General features: G+C 72.2%; 13 protein-coding genes and 4 pseudogenes. 10 read left to right on the top strand and 7 right to left on the bottom strand.

Annotated features, from left to right (window positions below; translation table 11 throughout):
• Positions 1-4: 4 nt before the first annotated feature.
• The 5 genes and pseudogenes from BM536_RS30935 to BM536_RS30915 all read right to left on the bottom strand — a co-directional run bounded on the left by BM536_RS30935 (position 5) and on the right by BM536_RS30915 (position 4,188).
• Positions 5-778 (bottom strand): succinate dehydrogenase iron-sulfur subunit, encoded by a 774-nt coding sequence (locus BM536_RS30935; RefSeq protein ID WP_073495380.1) that lies wholly within the window; start codon positions 776-778, stop codon positions 5-7.
• Positions 778-2,532: a succinate dehydrogenase flavoprotein subunit gene (sdhA, locus tag BM536_RS30930; protein WP_073495383.1), complete on the bottom strand. Its 1,755-nt coding sequence runs from the start codon at positions 2,530-2,532 to the stop codon at positions 778-780. Before sdhA ends, BM536_RS30935 begins: the two co-directional genes overlap by 1 nt.
• A gap of 24 nt (positions 2,533-2,556) precedes the next feature.
• Complete coding sequence (locus BM536_RS30925; RefSeq protein ID WP_073495386.1) at positions 2,557-3,039, bottom strand: succinate dehydrogenase hydrophobic membrane anchor subunit; 483 nt, start codon at positions 3,037-3,039, stop codon at positions 2,557-2,559.
• A 5-nt stretch (positions 3,040-3,044) separates the two neighbouring features.
• The gene (gene sdhC / locus BM536_RS30920; protein ID WP_073495389.1) at positions 3,045-3,425 is read right to left on the bottom strand and encodes a succinate dehydrogenase, cytochrome b556 subunit; all 381 of its coding nucleotides are present in this window, start codon (positions 3,423-3,425) and stop codon (positions 3,045-3,047) included.
• Between the two features lie 209 nt (positions 3,426-3,634).
• Positions 3,635-4,188: pseudogene (locus BM536_RS30915) on the bottom strand (2-oxo-4-hydroxy-4-carboxy-5-ureidoimidazoline decarboxylase).
• A gap of 237 nt (positions 4,189-4,425) precedes the next feature.
• Between BM536_RS30915 and BM536_RS30910 the strand changes: the two are divergent.
• From BM536_RS30910 to BM536_RS30870, 9 genes and pseudogenes are all read left to right on the top strand, one after another.
• Positions 4,426-6,031, top strand: a pseudogene (locus tag BM536_RS30910) (beta-N-acetylhexosaminidase).
• A gap of 121 nt (positions 6,032-6,152) precedes the next feature.
• A complete protein-coding gene (locus BM536_RS30905; RefSeq protein WP_073495392.1) occupies positions 6,153-6,728 on the top strand; it encodes a hypothetical protein in 576 nt (191 codons plus the stop codon).
• Between the two features lie 541 nt (positions 6,729-7,269).
• Positions 7,270-7,583: pseudogene (locus BM536_RS30900) on the top strand (hypothetical protein).
• Between the two features lie 279 nt (positions 7,584-7,862).
• A complete protein-coding gene (locus BM536_RS30895; RefSeq protein ID WP_245873883.1) occupies positions 7,863-8,303 on the top strand; it encodes a hypothetical protein in 441 nt (146 codons plus the stop codon).
• A 184-nt stretch (positions 8,304-8,487) separates the two neighbouring features.
• Positions 8,488-9,105 (top strand): RNA polymerase sigma factor, encoded by a 618-nt coding sequence (locus BM536_RS30890; RefSeq protein WP_073495395.1) that lies wholly within the window; start codon positions 8,488-8,490, stop codon positions 9,103-9,105.
• Between the two features lie 87 nt (positions 9,106-9,192).
• Positions 9,193-10,092, top strand: a complete 900-nt coding sequence (locus BM536_RS30885; protein ID WP_211362982.1) for a hypothetical protein — start codon at positions 9,193-9,195, stop codon at positions 10,090-10,092.
• Between the two features lie 377 nt (positions 10,093-10,469).
• Positions 10,470-11,129: an RNA polymerase sigma factor gene (locus BM536_RS30880; RefSeq protein ID WP_073495401.1), complete on the top strand. Its 660-nt coding sequence runs from the start codon at positions 10,470-10,472 to the stop codon at positions 11,127-11,129.
• Complete coding sequence (locus tag BM536_RS30875) at positions 11,129-11,830, top strand: hypothetical protein (protein WP_094103769.1); 702 nt, start codon at positions 11,129-11,131, stop codon at positions 11,828-11,830. The genes BM536_RS30880 and BM536_RS30875 overlap by 1 nt, the downstream gene beginning before the upstream one ends.
• Complete coding sequence (locus tag BM536_RS30870; protein WP_094103768.1) at positions 11,782-12,279, top strand: hypothetical protein; 498 nt, start codon at positions 11,782-11,784, stop codon at positions 12,277-12,279. Before BM536_RS30875 ends, BM536_RS30870 begins: the two co-directional genes overlap by 49 nt.
• Before the next feature lie 203 nt (positions 12,280-12,482).
• Here BM536_RS30870 and BM536_RS30865 read toward each other — a convergent pair.
• Positions 12,483-13,407, bottom strand: a pseudogene (locus BM536_RS30865) (L,D-transpeptidase family protein).
• A 244-nt stretch (positions 13,408-13,651) separates the two neighbouring features.
• On the opposite strand from BM536_RS30865, the gene BM536_RS30860 reads away from it, so the two are divergent.
• Positions 13,652-15,232: an acyl-CoA mutase large subunit family protein gene (locus BM536_RS30860; RefSeq protein WP_073498242.1), complete on the top strand. Its 1,581-nt coding sequence runs from the start codon at positions 13,652-13,654 to the stop codon at positions 15,230-15,232.
• Between the two features lie 61 nt (positions 15,233-15,293).
• On the opposite strand, the gene BM536_RS30855 is transcribed toward BM536_RS30860, so the two are convergent.
• Positions 15,294-16,454, bottom strand: a complete 1,161-nt coding sequence (locus tag BM536_RS30855) for an acyltransferase family protein (RefSeq protein ID WP_073498241.1) — start codon at positions 16,452-16,454, stop codon at positions 15,294-15,296.
• Positions 16,455-16,477 lie beyond the last annotated feature (23 nt).

The following is a 16,477-nucleotide window of genomic DNA, read 5'->3' as shown; positions in this document are numbered from 1 at the left end:
GTGATCAGTAGCGGCGGGTGATCAGCGCCCGCTTCACTTCCTGGATCGCCTTGGTGATCTCGATGCCACGCGGGCACGCGTCCGTGCAGTTGAACGTCGTACGGCAACGCCACACGCCGTCACGGTCGTTCAGGATCTCCAGACGCTGCTCGCCGGCCTCGTCGCGCGAGTCGAAGATGAAACGGTGCGCGTTGACGATGGCCGCCGGGCCGAAGTACTGCCCGTCGTTCCAGAACACCGGGCACGAGGACGTGCACGCGGCGCACAGGATGCACTTCGTGGTGTCGTCGAAGCGCTCGCGGTCCTCGGCCGTCTGGAGCCGCTCACGGGTCGGCTCGTTGGTGTCCTTCGTGATGAGGAAGGGCATGACGTCGCGGTACGCCTGGAAGAACGGGTCCATGTCGACCACGAGGTCCTTCAGGACCGTGAGGCCCTTTATGGCCTCGACCGTGATCGGCTTGGCGGGGTTGATGTCCTTGATCAGCGTCTTGCAGGCGAGGCGGTTCTTGCCGTTGATCCGCATCGCGTCGGAACCGCAGATGCCGTGGGCGCAGGAACGGCGGAAGGTCAGGCTGCCGTCCAGCTCCCACTTGATCTTGTGGAGGGCGTCGAGGACGCGCTCCTTGGGGTCGATCTCCACCTGGAAGTCGTCCCAGAACGCCTCGGCCGAGATCTCCGGGTTGAACCGGCGGATCCGGAAGGTGACCGTGATGTAGGGGGAGTCGGCGAAACCGGGCTCGGGGGCCGAGTCCGCCTTGTCCAGAACAGGGGTAGCCATCAGTACTTACGCTCCATCGGCTGGTAGCGGGTCTGGACGACCGGCTTGTAGTCGAGACGGATGGACTCGGTGCCGTCGTCGCCCACCTCGCGGTACGCCATGGTGTGGCGCATGAAGTTGACGTCGTCGCGGTTCGGGTAGTCCTCGCGGTAGTGACCGCCGCGGGACTCCTTGCGGGCGAGGGCGGACACGGCCATGACCTCGGCCAGGTCGAGCAGGTTGCCCAGCTCGACGGCCTCCAGCAGGTCGGTGTTGAACCGCTTGCCCTTGTCCTGGACCGAGACGTTCAGGTAGCGCTCGCGCAGCTCGGCGATCTTCTCGACCGCCGTCTTGATCGTCTGCTCGGTGCGGAACACCATGACGTTGGCGTCCATGGTCTCCTGCAGCTCGCGGCGGATCGTCGACACCCGCTCGGTGCCCGTCGAGTTGCGCAGCCGCTCGATCTGCGCGACGACCAGGGACGCGGGGTCCTCCGGCAGCTCGACGAAGTCGGCCTTCTGGGAGTACTCGGCGGCGGCGATGCCCGCGCGCTTGCCGAACACGTTGATGTCCAGCAGCGAGTTCGTGCCCAGCCGGTTGGCGCCGTGCACGGACACGCAGGCGACCTCACCGGCGGCGTACAGACCGGGCACCACCGTGGTGTTGTCGGCCAGCACCTCACCCGCGACGTTCGTCGGGATGCCGCCCATGGCGTAGTGCGCGGTGGGCTGGATCGGGATCGGGTCCGTGTACGGCTCGATACCGAGGTAGGTGCGCGCGAACTCGGTGATGTCCGGCAGCTTCGCGTCGAGCTGCTCCGGCGGGAGGTGCGTGAGGTCGAGGTAGACGTGGTCGCCCTCGGGACCGCAGCCGCGGCCCTCACGGATCTCCGTGTAGATGGACCGGGACACGACGTCACGCGACGCCAGATCCTTCATGACGGGCGCGTACTTCTCCATGAAGCGCTCGCCGTCCTTGTTGCGGAGGATGCCGCCCTCACCGCGGGCGCCCTCCGTCAGCAGGATGCCCATGCGCCAGATGCCGGTCGGGTGGAACTGGAAGAACTCCATGTCCTCCAGCGGGATGCCGCGACGGTAGACCGCCGCCTGCCCGTCACCCGTCAGCGTGTGCGCGTTGGACGTCACCTTGAAGAACTTGCCGGTGCCGCCCGAGGCGTAGATCACGGCCTTCGCCTGGAAGACGTGGATCTCGCCGGTGGCCAGCTCGTACGCCACGACGCCGGCCGACTTCTTGACGCCGTCGACCTCGCTGATCAGCTGGTCCAGGACGTAGAACTCGTTGAAGAACTCCACGCCCTCCTTCACGCAGTTCTGGTACAGCGTCTGGAGGATCATGTGGCCGGTGCGGTCGGCCGCGTAGCAGGACCGGCGGACCGGGGCCTCGCCGTGGTTGCGGCTGTGACCGCCGAAGCGGCGCTGGTCGATCGTGCCGTTCGGGGTCCGGTTGAACGGCAGGCCCATCTTCTCCAGGTCGAGGACGGAGTCGATGGCCTCCTTCGCCAGGATCTCGGCGGCGTCCTGGTCGACCAGGTAGTCGCCGCCCTTGATCGTGTCGAAGGTGTGCCACTCCCAGTTGTCCTCCTCCACGTTGGCCAGCGCGGCGGCCATGCCGCCCTGCGCCGCGCCCGTGTGGGAGCGGGTGGGGTAGAGCTTCGTCAGGACCGCGGTGCGGCTGCGCTTCGTCGACTCGATGGCGGCGCGCATACCGGCGCCGCCGGCGCCGACGATGACGGTGTCGTACTTGTGGATCTTCATGAGTGGATTACCTCAGCCCCGTGCCTAGCGGATGTTCGGGTCGAAGGTGAAGATCACCAGCGTGCCCAGCAGGATGGTGAACACCGTGGCGGTGTAGAGCAGGCCCTTCAGCCACAGTCGGGTGTTCGCGCGCTCCGCGTAGTCGTTGATGACCGTGCGCAGGCCGTTGGCGCCGTGCAGCATCGCCAGCCACAGCATCAGCAGGTCCCAGACCTGCCAGAACGGCGAGGCCCAGCGGCCGGCCACGAAGGCGAAGCCGATCTTGGAGACGCCGCCGTCCAGCACCAGCTGGATCAGCAGGTGACCGATGACCAGGACGACCAGCACCACGCCGGAGAGGCGCATGAACAGCCAGGCGGCCATCTCGAAGTTGCCCCGGGTCGACTTCGGGGACTTCTTGGTCCGCTGACGCGGAGCCTCGATCAGGGGCGCCGGATTGTCGACGCTGTACTGGGAAGCGCCCTCGACGGGGCCGATCCCGGACGCGGTGGTTTCAGTGGTGGCCATCTGTCTCAGCTCCCGAACACTTCACGAGCGGCGTGGCCGAGAACGGGGTAGATCGCCCCGATCATCAGCACGACCCAGATGCCGACGACGGTCCAGAGCATCTGCTTCTGGTAGCGCGGGCCCTTCGACCAGAAGTCGACGGCGATGACGCGCAGACCGTTCAGCGCGTGGAAGAGGATGGCGGCCACCAGGCCGTACTCAAGCACGGCGACGATCGGGGTCTTGTAGGTGGCTACGACCTTGTCGTAGTCCTCGGGGGAGACACGCACGAGTGCGGTGTCCAGCACGTGTACGAACAGGAAGAAGAAGATGAGGACGCCGGTGACTCGATGAGCCACCCAGGACCACATTCCTTCCCGGCCGCGGTACAGCGTTCCAGCCGGCACGGAAGAACCCTCCGGGAGCGGGGATTGGGGCCTGCCGGCTTCGGCGTCGGACGGGCCGGCCGGGTACGGTCCACCGGCCCCCAGCATCGTAGCGACGCGCTGGCGCTCGGCTTACGGGGGGCCTACCGGTGTGATCAAACTGGCACGCGTATGGGTGAGGATTGCGGCATATGGGGTGAGGTGCCGCAGATGTCGCGGCCCCGTGCCCCTCAGAGCGACTCGGACAGCCGTTGCCTGGCGAGGCGGCGGAGTTCCTCCGCCGTCACCACCCGCTCCTCCTCCGGATCGTTCGTCAACCGTGACCGGATGGCTTCCAGGACGTAGTCCAGGGTCTCGTCCGGGGGTACGCCGTCCAGGCAGATGACGAACGTGTGGCCGAAGCGCGCCTCGTAGGCCGCGTGGGCCGCGCCGAGCGCCGTGTGGGCCGCGCCGTACGCGTCCTCGGGCAGCGACGGCTGGGACTCGGCGGCCAGTGCCTCCGTCAGGTCCCCCGCCGTCAGGTCGTACGCCGCCTCGTCGACGCGGCCAGGAGGGCGTCGAGGGTGGGGTAGGGGCGGTGGGCCGCGAGGCGGTGCGCCCAGCGGAGGCTGCGGAGGCAGCCGAGGAGGGTGCGGTGCGCCTCGGCCTCGGGCGCGCCGTTGAACCCTTCCAGCGCGGTGGAGGCCGGCGGAGGGGTGCGGGGCTGTTCCGGCAGGGTCGGTATGGCGACCCGGTCCGGAAGGTCGGAGAGACGGTGCGCAGGCAGCGTGGATCCTCGCGTCACGTGTGGTGTGGCAGGGGATGCAGTGAAGGGTGTGACATCACGTTATCGAGAGTGGTCATGGCGTGTCCGACGGATGCCCGAATTTCACCCGCACGGGAGAGTTTCGGAACCGGTGACGGCCCCCTTCGGCGCGCCCCGGCCGGACCAGGGTCGTAGGTTGGCGGGGTGAGCAGGCACAGGCATCGGCGCCGCGCGCCGGAGAAGAGGCCGCAGGACAAGGCCGTACGGCGGGCGCTCCTGGCCGGCGGCCTCGTCGTCGTGCTCGGGGCGGGGGTGGGCGTCTGGGCCTCCGGGGACGGCGGCGGTGGGTCGCCCGCGGGATCGGCGGCGGACCGGGCCGCCGGTACGTCCGGCGGGGTGAGCGGCGATCCCGCCCCGTCCGGCGTCGGGCGCGAGCCCGACCCCCACCCGGTCGTACGCCCTCTCCAAGGCCCCCCGGACGATTCCCGCCGTCCGTGCGCACATCCCGGCGCGCGGCCCCGGCTGGCGGCCGGCCGCCGAGCGGCGGGTCGTGGTGAGCGACGCGGACCTCGCCGACGAGGGCCGGCTGGTCGCCGGTGAGCTGGGGATGACGTACGCGGGCGAGCGGGACGACGTGCGCGCCGGCGACCTGCGGCTGGCGCTCAACGACGACGAGGGCGCGAACCCGGAGTCGTACACCATGACCGTGCGCGGCGGACGGGTGACCGTCAGCGGGCCGACCGACGCGGGCGTGTTCTACGGCACGCGGACCCTGAAGCAGGAGGTGCGCGGCGGCGGTACGGCACCGGAGGGAGTCGTGCGCGACGAGCCGGCCAAGCCGCGGCGCGGGTTCATGCTGGACATCGCGCGCAAGAACTTCACGGCCGGGTGGATCGAGGCCCGGGTGCGGGAGCTGGGGGACCTGAAGTTCAACGAGATAGGCCTGCACTTCTCCGACGACCAGGCCTTCCGGATCGAGTCCGACACCCACCCCGAGATCGTCTCCCGGCAGCACCTGACCAAGGCGCAGGTCAGGAAGATCGTCGACCTGGCGGAGAGCCGGCACATCACGGTCGTGCCCGAGATCGACTCGCCCGGGCACCTGGGCGCCGTCCTCGCCGCCCACCCCGAACTCCAACTGCGCAACGCGAGCGGTGTCGCCACGCGCGGGGCGATCGACATCTCCAAGGACGCCTCCGCGGCCCTCCTCGACGACCTCCTCGACGAGTACGCCGAGCTGTTCCCCGGCGGGCAGTGGCACCTGGGCGGCGACGAGTACCAGGCCCTGACCGTCTCCGACCCGGAGGCCTCCTACCCGCAGCTGGCCGCCGCCGCGCGGGAGCGGTACGGCTCCGGCGCGACCGTCGCCGACCTCGCGACCGGCTGGCTCGACGACCGCGCCGACACCGTCCGCACCCACGACCGCACCGTGCGGGCCTGGAACGACGGCTTCTTCAAGGGCACGTCCGTGAAGGCCGACGCCGCCCTCCAGGTCGCCTACTGGACCGGCAAGGAGATCGGCGCGCGCCCGCCCACCGACTACCTGAGCGCGGGCCGCGAGGTCGTCAACTACAACGACGAGTACCTCTACTACGTCCTCGGACAGCCGCAGACCTTCGTCTACCCGACCGGGCAGCGGATCTACGAGCAGTGGACCCCGCGCGTGCTGCGCGGCACGACGCCGGTGCCCGCGCGCTACGACGGCCAGATCCTCGGCGGGACCTTCGCCGTCTGGTGCGACCTGGCGAACTCGCAGACCCAGGACCAGGTCGCGGCCGGCATCAGGATGCCGCTGCGGGCGACCGTGCAGAAGCTGTGGGACCCCGGTGCGCCGGAGCTGTCCTGGACGCAGTTCAAGGCGCTCGCCGACCGCCTGGGCTGAGCCCTTGAGCGGCCTGGCCGAAAACATCTCCTCCCGCCCCCTGTGACACTCCTCGGCTGTCGCACGCAGTAAGGGGAAGTGCGGGCTCCGTAAGGGTGGTGCCCTGGACAGGGAGACGTGAATGAGCCTGGTGGACCTCATCGCCCAGGCCGACGAACGCGGTCTGGCCGCGAGCGGACTGGCTTGTTTGGATCGATGCGTGCCTCTCCTCGGGGGCGACGACGAGATCCTGCGCCCGCTGTGGGGCAACCTCACGGAGGCGTCCGACACGGCCGACTGGGGCGGGATCCTGGACCGGATACGCGGCAAGCTGGGCGACAGCGAGGCCGACGGTGACAGCGAGGCCGACGGTGACGACGAGGCCGTTCTGCTCGCCCGGCGGATGCTGGCGGCCGCCCCCGCCGAACGCACCGGCACGCAGGTCCGCGTCTGGGCGGACGCCTGCTCGGTCGCCTCGCTCCAGATCCACCGGCTCCTCGACCCCGCCGACGACCCCGCCACGCTGGACTCCCGCCGCGCGGGCCGTACGGAGGCCATGCCGCCGCTGGCCGCCGCGGAACTGCGCCGTCAGATCACCGTCCTGGAGGTCCTCGCCGAGCACGGCGCGGGCGGGCTGCGCCGGGCGCTGGAGGTGTCCGTCGAGGGGCGCCGGGTGCTCCGGGCGGTGGTGTCCCGCAGGGCGCGCGGGCGGAAGTGACCCCGGCGGGTCGATCGGAGGGGTGACGCACTTGTGCGGCCACTCGACCACGGCGTCGCGGTATCGCGCGGTCGCGTCGCGCGGGAGGGCGGTGTGGGCGCGGCGTGGGCGGGGCGGCGCGGGTGTGTGCCTCCTCGGCCCACGCCGCCGGGGCGGGGAACGGCTCGGGCGGACCGGGCGCCACGGGCCGTCGAGGTCGGGGTCCGCGAGGAGGCCGGACGCGGGTCGTCCGGGCCGCGGTGGGGGCGCGAACGGCTACTGCTCCGCCCAGGATCTCCACCCGGCCCGACAGCGCACCGGAGGGCGGAAGTGTCACTCCGGTGACCGTCCTGCGGGGAAGGTGGGGCGGTCGTGCGCCGGTCCCGGGAACAGCCCCGAACGGCGTGACGGAAACCGCGCCGACCTCGCTGTTCCGTATGTGACGTGGAATGTGACGCGAGGAGCGGCGGACGCCGCGACGGAGCCCCCGGCGCCGGGGCAGACCCAGCCCGGCGGCAGGCCCTCCGCCGCCGCGAGACCGGCGCGGTGGGCGGCGGACGCCGTGACCGCCCTGCGCGAGGGCGCGCGGCTGCCCCTCGACTACTCGGCGCAGAGCCTGTGGCGCGTCGACCGGGTGATCGACGAGCTGCGCCGCGAGGACACGCCGTACGGCGCCGTGGAGAACGTGCTGCGCGGGCTCGGGGCGTACGGCGGTGAGGTGATCGTCCGCGAGACCGGCGGCGAGTGGTGGTCGACGGGCGGCGACCACTGGGTCCGCACCCCCGACGGCCGGCTGTGGGACCGGTCGACGAGGCCCGCCGCTGCTTCGCCGGCCACGGCTCCCTGCGCCTGCTGTGCCGGGACGCGACGGGCTGACCGCGCCCGGTGAGGAGACGGTCAGTGCTTCAGGAGCCTCCCGTCGGGCGGCCGGCCGCCGGGGTGCCCGGCGTCGTCCGGGTTCCGTCGTCCCCGCTCACGACGACCCACGCCCGGGGCCTGCGGGGACCCCGGCTCCCCGTGCCACCGGGCCTCTCCCCGTCCCGCTGTGACCACTGGCACAGTCGGTGCGCGTGATGCTTTCGGGGTCCGATCCGCTGGGGCAGGCGGGGGACCTGGCTCGGCGGTCCCCCCACCCGAGGGGAGGGGACGGAACCCATGGACGGCGAGGGCGGGATGAGAGCGTGCGCGGCCGGATTCGTCGCGCGCGTCGGCGCACGCGGCCGGCTGCCGCTGGACTACTCCGTGGCCAGCCTGCGCGTCGTCGACTTCCTGGTCGACGGCCTGCGCAAGGGCGGCGCGGACCGGGAGCGGGCGCACGACACGCTGGTCGAACTCGGGGCGTACGTGGGGGAGGTCCTGGTCCGTCGGGCGGGCGCCGAATGGGTCGACCTCGACGACCGGCAGCGGGCCTGGTTCGGCCAGTCCGTCGGGGTGCGCATGCCGGACGGACGCGTCTGGAACCCCCTCGGCAAGGTCGTCAACCGCTTCGAGGCGGGCGGCGCCGACGAATCCCTGCACACCTTCTACCTGACCCTGCACGGCAGGGCCCGGCGGTCCCCGGGCAGGGGTACGCCGGTCAGGGGGGCGGCGGCCTGACCCAGGGACGCGCCGCCGGTGCCGGCACGGTCCCGCGGGGGCGACCGAGCCGGTGCCGGCGGTGTCCTGTGACACTTCTGTGAGGCCTGACGCTGATGACCGTGGGGGCGAGGACGCGGCCGGGACGTGTGCACGGCGCGTTCGCCACGCACCCGCCACGAACTCCGCACGAACGAGGACAGTCTTGGGCCAGGGAGGGGAACCCCGGCGCGCGCAGGCGTACGACGGGGAACTGGGCGCGGCGGTAGCGCGAGCCCAGGACGGCGACGAGTCGGCGTTCGCGGTCGCGTACCGGATCGTGCAGCCGGGTCTGCTCGGCTATCTGCGCGGCATCGTCGGCGAGGACGCCGAGGACGTCGCCTCCGACGCCTGGCTGGAGATCGCCCGCGACCTCGGACGGTTCAAGGGCGACGGGGCGGGATTCCGGGGCTGGACGGCGACCATCGCCCGGCACCGGGCCCTGGACCACCTGCGCAGGCTGCGGGTACGGCCCCGGTCGGCGGCGCTCGAACAGGACATGCTCGACCTGCCCGGCCCGCACAACACCCACGAGCAGGTCGTGGAGGCGCTGTCCACCGAACGGGCCCTGGAGCTGGTGCGCGGGCTGCCGCCCGACCAGGCCGAGGCCGTACTGCTGAGAGTCGTCGTCGGCCTGGACGGACCCGCGGCGGCCCGCGTCCTCGGCAAGCGTCCCGGCGCGGTCCGTACCGCCGCCCACCGGGGGCTGAAGCGGCTCGCGCGCCAGCTCGGCGTCGAAGGTGTGACGGATGACGACTCCCGGACGCTGGGGGAGTCGAAATGAACGGTGGCGATCGCGGCCCGTATGGATCAGGGGCGGCGGACGTTCCCGGCGGAAGAGATCGAACAAGCGCGACAGGCGGAAGCGGACATGGGTGAACGGATGAGCGGCGGCGGGGACGTCCACCGCCGACACGCACACTCCGCCCGCTCCGTACCCGACACGGACGGTCACCTCCGGGTGGAGGCGCTGCTCGCGCGCGCCCTGCGGCAGACGGACGGCGGTCCCGAGCGCGAACGGCAGGCGGTCGAGGCCTTCCGGGCCGCGCGGGACGCCGACGCGCAGCGGGCCCGCACCCGGCGGCGGGACGACTGGCGGCCCCGCGCGCAGCGGCACACCGTCCGCTCGTTGAAGGCCACGTTCTCCGTACTCCTGGCAAGCCTCACCGTCGGTGGTGTCGCGGTCGCCGCGATCGGCTCGGCCGGCTCCTCGGCGGACACCGCCGAGGACGCCGGACGCCGGACTCCGTCGGCGAGCACGCCCGACGGCCGGCGCGCCGAGCCCGCGCCCACCCTCCCGTCCGGCGCCTCCGCCGACCAGGACCGGCCGCCGTCCGCCCAGGACACCGAGGCCCGGTGCCGCGCCTACGACCAGGCCGCGGGCCGGGGCAGGGCGCTGGAGGCCACGGCGTGGCAGCGCCTGGTCACCGCCGCGGGCGGCGAGGAGAACGTGACCGCCTACTGCGCGGCCCGTACCGCGTCGGCCACCTCGCCCCCCGGGAACAGCGGCGGAGACAGCGGTCAGGGCAAGAGCGGCGACGGCACGGACCCGGCCGCCGGAAACCCGGGGAACAGCGACAGCGCGGGGAGCACCGGAAACCCGGGGAACACCGGAAACGCCGAAACGGCGGGCAACACCGGAACGGCCGACAACACCGGAACGGCCGGCAACGAGGGAACGGCCGGCAACGAGGGAACGGCCGGCGACCCGGGGAACAACGGTCGGCCGGAGGCCGGGAAGACGTCGGTCGCCAAGCGCGGAGACCGGTGACCGGGAGCGGCAACCGCTCGCAGGCCTACCCTCGGCGGTGTCCCGGAGGTTGCCGCGGCAGTGCTGCCACGGCAACGGCCGAGGCCGCCACCCCCCACAGGAGAGGCCCCGGCCGTCGCGCGGCACGGGCCGCGCGGCGACCCGTATTTCCTACAGCGCCATGAGTGCGGTTTCTGTCACACCCGGTGCCCGCGCACACGCGTCACGAGTCGGTTGCAGCTTGTTCGGACATGGACGACGCGTGGTTTCAGGTCGTAACGTGCCTTTCGCGCCGGACGGCGAAGGGCTGGAGCAGCGTGACCGGCTGCGCCCGCGACCATGAGCGGCCCCGACCATCTTCGGTCGGCGAACCGCACCATCGACCGAGGAACCACCACGTGGGGGACGACGCGGAGCTGACAGCCGCGGTGCTCGCGGCACAGAACGGGGACGAGACCGCTTTCCGTGCTGTGTACCGCTCGGTGCACCCGCGGCTCCTCGGGTACGTCCGCACCCTGGTCGGTGACCTCGACGCCGAGGACGTGACCTCCGAGTCCTGGCTCCAGATAGCGCGCGACCTCGAGCGGTTCAGCGGGGACGCCGACCGCTTCCGCGGCTGGGCCGCCCGGATCGCCCGCAACCGCGCGCTGGACCACATCCGGATGCGCGGGCGCCGTCCCGTGGCCGTCGGCGACGAGACGGAACTGACCGGCCGGGCCGCCGAGTCCGACACCGCGGGCGAGGCCATGGAAGCGCTCGCCACCGGCCGTACCCTCGGCCTGATCGCCCGCCTGCCGCAGGACCAGGCCGAGGCCGTCGTCCTGCGCGTGGTGGTGGGGCTCGACGCCAAGACCGCCGCCGAGACGCTCGGCAAACGACCCGGCGCCGTACGTACGGCCGCGCACCGAGGGTTGAGGAAACTCGCCGAGCTGCTCGGCGAGGACCCGGACATGGCGGGCGTGCTCGACGCGCTGCCGGCGCAACGGCGCCCGAGGGGGCGCGCGGTGTCGTCCGGCGGTGTGACGCACGCGTGCGCGCCGACGCAGAAGGACATGTGATGGCCGACGACCGCAGTGTCCTCCCCGGGGACGGGGAGCCCCCCACCGGCGCCGCGGGCCGCTCCGACGGCCGCTGGCTGAACCGCGAGACGGCGGAGCGCCTGCTGAACGGGGAGACGGCGGACAACGCTGTCGCGCCCGCACACCGCGCCGAGGCGGACCGGCTGGCGAGGACCCTGGGCGCGCTCGCCGCGATGTCGGCCGCCGCACCCGTCCCGGACGACGAGGAACTCCCCGGCGAGGCGGCGGCCCTCGCCGCGTTCCGCAAGGTCCACGCGGACCGCGCGGCGGACGCGCGGCCGGACTTCGCCTCCGAGTCGGCGTTCCCGTCCGGGCCGGCGTTCCCGTCCGGGCCGGCCTTCTCGTCCGGGCCGATGCCGCCCGCCGACGACGCCGGTGTGGTCCGCATCGGCGGCCGTACCCCGTCGAACCGTCGCCGTCGACCCCGCTGGAGCCGCCCCGCCCGGCTGGGGGTGGCCGCCGCCCTGACCGTCGGCATGGTCGGCGGGGTGGCCGTCGCGGCCGGTACGGGGGTCCTGCCCACGCCGTTCGACGACGCCGAACCGGGCCCGGCGGCGTCCGTGTCGGCCGCCGCGACCCCCGGACCGGACCGCCCGCTCGTCTCGCCCCCGCCGCGGGCCACCCCGACGGCGTGCGGGGCCACCCCGGATCCGGCGCGCCGGGCACCGTCGACGACCTGACCGCGGCCTGCCGCGAGAAGGGCGCGGGCCGGACGCTGGACGCCGAGCGCCGCCGCACCCTGGAACGCGCGGCGGGCGGCTCCGCGCGGGTACCGGCGTACTGCGCGGGCCTTCTCGACGACCGGGGCGGCGAGGGCTCCGGCGGGTCGGGGGGCGGCAAGGGTCAGGGCGGCAAGGGCGACGAGTCGAACGACGGCAGGAGCACGGGCCGGTCGGGCGGGCAGACCAGTGGCACGACCGGCCAGGACGGCAAAGACCAGGGAACCGACAAGAGCGACAAGGCTGACAAGAGCGACAAGGCCGACAAGGGCGCGAAGGCGCCGGGTAAGCCGGGCGGCAAGGACGACAAGGGCGCCGAGAGCGGGAAGTCCTCCGGTGGAGGCAACGGAGGCAACGGAGGCAACGGCGGTAACGGCGGTAACGGCGGCAAGGGCACCAACGCCCACTGACCCTGGGCCGTGACCTGCGGTTTCTCGGTCCGTAGAAACTTCCTGCCGCAAGGTGTGACGTTTTCGGCGGCTCCCGCGCAGTAAGGAGTGAGCCGACTGGTCATCGGCCCTCGCACGGAGCCGGGGTTCCCCCCGTACCTACGGCTCGTGCACCTGGCGCGGGCGGGACACGTTCCCCCGGTCCCGCCCGCGCCCCATACCTCTCACCACGAGACGACGACCTTGTCGCCGTTCCTCACCCGCGCGAACAGCTCCGCGATCGCCGCCTCGTCGCGTACGTTGACGCAGCCGTGCGAGGCCCCGGCGTATCCCCGGGCCGCGAAGTCCGAGGAGTAGTGCACCGCCTGCCCACCGCTGAAGAACATCGCGTACGGCATCGGCGAGTCGTAGAGCGTGGACACGTGATGGCGTGACTTCCAGTAGACGCGGAACACCCCCTCGCGGGTGGGGGTGTACTGCGAGCCGAACCGGACCGACACCGTGGTCAGGGTCCGCCCGTCGATCATCCAGCGCAGGGTGCGGCTCGTCTTGTCGACGCACAGCACCCGCCCGGTCAGACAGCGGGCGTCGGGTTCGGCGGCGGGCTGACCGCCCATCAGGTACAGCTCCCACTGCCCCGGCTCGCGCGTCATGCCGAGCAGCCGCTGCCAGGTGACGGTGTCCGTCCGCCCGGTCCTGGGCAGCCCGCGCTTGCCCTGGAACCCCTTCACGGCCTCCTCCGTGCGGGCGTCGTAGCTCCCGCTGGGCCCCTCGAACAGCCAGGCCACCTGCCGCAGCCGGGCCTGGAGTTCGCGGACGTCGCGCCCGGAGTCGCCGGGCGACCACAGGACGCGGGGCGGGGGAGCGGGGGGTGGTGGCGGAGGCCTTCGGGCTCGGGGGGCCGTCGCCCGCCGGACGCGCGGGCGCCGTACTCGCCGCCTTGCCGTCGCCGGGCCCGCCGGGGGCCGTGGGGCTGACGTCGACGCGCACGGGCGGGCGCGCCGCGCCGCCGTCCGCGCCGGCCGTCCCCGCGGTGCAGCCGCACACCGCGGCGAGCGCCGCCGCGCCGGTCAGCACGGCGAGCGTTGCCCGCACGGCCTGCGATCTTCGACCGGGGAGCGATCTCCGCCCGGCCGTCGCGCTTCTCATGCCCGTCATACGCACGCGTGACCCCCGTCGTCTCACCGGCGCACTGTCTCACCCCGGATGTTCCCCGCGGATGACGCCACGCGAACGGCCCGGCATGGTGGTGACGGGGACCGCAACAAGTCTGTGAGCAAGGTCCCAGCGTGCTCCCCTCCACGGGGTGCAGGCACACCGCTACAGTCCGTCGAAGGGTCGGACCGTACCAGCTGGTAACTGGCGAGTAACGTTCAGCGGGAGGCAACACACCATGGCGCGCGAGTCGGAGTCCGGACTGCCCATCGAACCGGTCTACGGACCGGACGTCCTTCAGGGCTGGGATCCGGCGGAGAAGCTGGGCGAGCCGGGCGCCTATCCCTACACGCGGGGCGTGTACCCGTCGATGTACACCGGCCGGCCGTGGACGATGCGCCAGTACGCCGGTTTCGGCACGGCGACCGAGTCCAACGCCCGCTACAAGCAGCTCATCGCCAACGGCACGATGGGTCTGTCGGTCGCCTTCGACCTGCCGACCCAGATGGGCCACGACTCCGACGCGCCGATCTCCTCCGGCGAGGTCGGCAAGGTCGGCGTCGCCATCGACTCCATCGACGACATGCGGGTGCTGTTCGGCGGGATCCCGCTGGACAAGGTGTCCACGTCGATGACGATCAACGCGCCCGCCGCCCTGCTGCTGCTCCTGTACCAACTCGTCGCGGAGGAGCAGGGCGTCCCCGCCGACAAGCTGACGGGCACGATCCAGAACGACGTACTGAAGGAGTACATCGCGCGGGGGACGTACATCTTCCCGCCGAAGCCGTCGCTGCGCCTGATCGCCGACATCTTCAAGTACTGCAAGGCCGAGATCCCGAAGTGGAACACGATCTCGATCTCCGGCTACCACATGGCGGAGGCGGGTGCCTCGCCCGCTCAGGAGATCGCGTTCACCCTCGCCGACGGCATCGAGTACGTGCGCACGGCCGTCGCGGCCGGCATGGACGTCGACGACTTCGCACCCCGCCTGTCCTTCTTCTTCGTCGCCCGTACGACGATCCTGGAGGAGGTCGCCAAGTTCCGTGCCGCGCGCCGGATCTGGGCGCGCGTGATGCGGGACGAGTTCGGTGCGAAGAACCCCAAGTCGCTGATGCTGCGGTTCCACACGCAGACCGCGGGCGTGCAGCTGACCGCGCAGCAGCCCGAGGTGAACCTTGTCCGGGTCGCCGTCCAGGGTCTGGCGGCCGTCCTCGGCGGCACCCAGTCCCTGCACACCAACTCCTTCGACGAGGCGATCGCGCTCCCCACCGACAAGTCGGCCCGGCTGGCGCTGCGCACGCAGCAGGTCCTCGCCTACGAGACGGACGTGACGGCGACGGTCGACCCCTTCGCAGGGTCGTACGTCATAGAGAAGATGACCGACGACGTCGAGGCCGCCACGCTGGAGCTGATGACGAAGGTCGAGGACCTCGGCGGCGCGGTGTCCGCCATCGAGCACGGTTTCCAGAAGGGCGAGATCGAGCGCAGCGCGTACCGCATCGCCCAGGAGACCGACTCCGGTGAGCGGGTCGTGGTCGGAGTGAACCGCTACCAGCTCGACGCGGAGGAGCCGTACGAGCCGCTCCGCGTGGACCCCGCGATCGAGGCCCAGCAGGCGGACCGCCTCGCGAAGCTGCGCGCCGAGCGCGACCAGGCCACGGTGGACGCGGCCCTCGCCGAGCTGAAGAAGGCCGCCGAGGGCGAGGACAACGTCCTCTACCCGATGAAGGACGCCCTCAGGGCCCGCGCGACGGTCGGCGAGGTCTGCAACGCCCTGCGTGAGGTCTGGGGCACCTACGTGCCCAGCGACGCGTTCTGAGCAGCGCCGAAGCGGTCCGGGCAGCCGGTGGGTCCGGCTGCCCGGGCGCCGGCCTGTTCTCTCAGAGCTTCCTGGACAGCACGCCCCGCAGCCACGGGGTCATCGGCTTCTCGACGAAACGGTTCATCAGCCAGGCCAGCAGCAGCATCGAGGCGATGGTCAGCGCGAAGGTCACCGACGCCGGCACTTCCAGGGTGCGGTGCAGGACCCGGATGACCACCCAGCCCAGGTGCTCGTGGACCAGGTAGAAGGGGTACGTCAGCGCCCCGGCCACCGTCAGCCAGCGCCAGTTCGCCCGGTTCAGCCAGCCCAGCGCGATCGCGGCCACGGCCACGAAGCCGAAGGCGACGACGCCGACGATGCCGGTGGTGGTGCGGTGGGCGAAGGCGTTCGGGTCGGAGGCGTTCCACAGCTCGCCGACCGCGTAGTGCTGGCCGATCAGGAAGCTGACGAGCACGATGCCCCAGGCGTAGGCGTCCCGCCGGTCGCGGTGGACGAGGTAGAGGCCGATGCCGCCGATGAAGAACGGTGCGTACTCCGGCATCAGGACCAGGTCCAGCAGCGGCTGACGGGCGGCCTGCGCGATGGCCGCGGCCAGCGTCCAGCCCGCGCAGAACATGATGACCCGGCGGCGGTTCGCCCCCGGCAGGACGACGCACAGCGCGAAGAGGGCGTAGAAGCGGATCTCCACCCACAGCGTCCAGCACACGCCGAGCACCCGGTCCGCGCCCAGCGGCTGCTGCAGCAGGGTCAGGTTCAGCAGGGCGTCGCTCGGCGACACGGCCTCGTAGACGACCGAGGGCAGGGCGAACACCGCCGTCACCAGTACGACGGCCACCCAGTAGGCGGGCATCAGCCGGGAGGCGCGGGAGGCGAAGAACGACTTGAGCGGCCGGCCCCAGCCGCTCATGCAGATCACGAACCCGCTGATCACGAAGAAGACCTGGACCCCGAGGCAGCCGTAGGCGGCGAACGCGTGCAGCGTGGGGAACTGGTGCTTCGGCGTGGTGCCCCACGCCTCGGTGACATAGCCGCCGCGGCCGGCGTAGTGGTACACCGCCACCATCAGCGCGGCGACCAGCCGCAGTCCGTCGAGCGCCCGGAGCCTGCCGACCACCCGGCGGCCGGGTGACGGCGCGGGCGGGAGCGGAACGCCGGGCTCCTGTGCGGACACAGCCGCGGCGGGCTGAGGCTTCGATGTGCTCACGACCGTTTCGGTCACGCTGGTATCCCTCGCAGTGCCCC

The organism is Streptomyces phaeoluteigriseus, assembly GCF_001896135.2.
Classification (GTDB): Bacteria; Actinomycetota; Actinomycetes; order Streptomycetales; family Streptomycetaceae; genus Streptomyces; species Streptomyces phaeoluteigriseus.
This window is presented reverse-complemented; position numbering and strand designations above follow the sequence as displayed.